Below are 1805 nucleotides of genomic sequence, written 5' to 3'. Positions count from 1 at the left end.
GCCGGAGTGGGACAGCAGCGCGCGGCGGGTGATCTTGGACGTGGCGGCTACTCCTTTCGATTAGCGGCTGTGAATCTCGCGTCGCAGGAAACTATAACACGAGGGTTCGCGCATTGATGTCAGGATGATGAGCATTGTCGCTTTCCGATGGTGCCATTCGGCCGAGTCCCTCGGCGAGTCCCGCGGCCTCGGTCATAACCGGGCTTCCGGTTAGATACTCGACGAGCCAAGGGTCGAGAATTGTCTCGCCCGGCCCCCAGCGCCCTATTTGTCATGCGATACCTGGCAGGAGGGTATTGGAACGCTTCTGCCCACCTGCAAAAATAGCTGAAAGAGCTTATTTTTCGATTTCCAGGCCTGATCGCTTGCAAGGTGCGTCACCTCAGTCATTCGGGGCTTGATGCGCTCGGCAGCAGCTTGCGCTGAGCACGAGGTAGCTGGTGCGGAAGTCTAACTGATGCAAAGGTGGTCGATGATTTGCGCGACAACGGGGATCGACTTGCCGTCTCTAGTCATCGACAGCAGCATGCTGCAATCGCAGGAATTGCGGTCCTATCTTCAGGAGAGCCCGCACAATTTTGCGGTGCTCACTGACTATGCCTGGATCGAGATCTACAAGCAGCAAACGGTGGAAGCCATCAAACACGGCCTGTCCGTCGTAGGCGACTTCCCTGATCAACTGATCCTGCTGCGGGCCAACGGCGAGATAATCCAGCTCGACCCGACGGTGCCGGACCTGTGTGAGCGTATGCAGTTCAAGGGAATAGCCGACGACATTCGTGAGATGGCCGCCATATTCAGAAGCGCCACAGTCGATGATGCAGCCATCTTGAAGCAACTTCACGGTCACTGGAATTTCGCGAACGGCCTGCTTCCGGAGCTGATTGAGGGCGCAGTCGAAATAGCGGCATCTCTGCCCGAGATGGAAGAGCAGATGTTCACCAAGTCCGAAATCCGCATCATCAGGACAAGCAGGCGATATCCGGCCGCGATGATGGAAACCATCTATGGCGCCGCCGTGCAGATATGGGAGACTCTCGCACAGGGCTACCGCCTGCCATGGCAGGACCTCGGAGACAGCCGGGTCGCTCGAACCTATCTCTTTCGATATGCGCTCGGGCTCGTCATTCATCTGCTTTGGTGGATCAGCAGCGGCAGCCAGCCGATCAAGCGGATGGACAGGATGAGCAACGACATGATCGACCTGAGCTTCTGCGTCTATGCCTCTTACTTCGATGGCTTCATGACGGCCGATGAGAAAGCGCGTTGGATCCATGCAAACTTGGTCGCTGCCTTGGAAGCCATATCGCACATGGATGCCGCTGCCTGATCGATTCATCTGGGTTGCGGCATCGTTCAGTCACTTCTGCGTTCGCGCGCAGGCGGCTAGTTCCGTGGCAGCTTGTGGATTTCAATTCGCACGGGCCCGCCGCGATCGCAGCTCATGCAAAAGAGCACTCTTTCGACCGTGCTCAACAGCGCGCCTTTGCCGTACCGTCTGATGAGGCCAGCCGCTTTGACCTGAGCGTGATGGCTGCAGTTTCTGCACCACGCCCGGAGCGTGTGCCATTCCCGCAGGTCGCCGAGCGAAACGTCCAGGCCCGCGTGCACGCTGCCGTCGACGATCGTCCGGGGCTCGACGGGTATGTCGCCGGGCGTCAGTAGCTTCTCCATCACATGGCGGCTGTTGTAGTGGATCAGAAGCCTGGCCGCCTCCGTATTTCGCCCGTCACGCCGTCTGGCTGACCGAAATCGGGGGAGCGGCTGATCGTCTCCAGGAGCTCCTTTTCCTCGCGGTCCCAGAC

2 protein-coding genes are annotated in these 1805 nt (G+C 58.7%); both read left to right on the top strand.

Features of this window, described 5'->3' with window-relative positions:
- Positions 1-526 precede the first annotated feature (526 nt).
- The gene (locus EN780_RS33340; RefSeq protein ID WP_245500203.1) at positions 527-1330 is read left to right on the top strand and encodes a hypothetical protein; all 804 of its coding nucleotides are present in this window, start codon (positions 527-529) and stop codon (positions 1328-1330) included.
- 74 nt (positions 1331-1404) lie between these two features.
- Positions 1405-1665: a hypothetical protein gene (locus EN780_RS39125; protein ID WP_189556946.1), complete on the top strand. Its 261-nt coding sequence runs from the start codon at positions 1405-1407 to the stop codon at positions 1663-1665.
- Positions 1666-1805: the final 140 nt, after the last annotated feature.

The organism is Mesorhizobium sp. M4B.F.Ca.ET.089.01.1.1, assembly GCF_004022605.1.
GTDB lineage: Bacteria > Pseudomonadota > Alphaproteobacteria > Rhizobiales > Rhizobiaceae > Mesorhizobium > Mesorhizobium abyssinicae.
Note: the sequence above shows the minus strand (reverse complement) of the source record. Positions and strands in the feature narration are given on the sequence as shown.

Coding starts and splice junctions, on each gene's coding strand:
- EN780_RS33340 (WP_245500203.1), top strand. CDS start 527: ATGCTGCAATCGCAGGAATTGCGGTCCTATCTTCAGGAGAGCCCGCAC.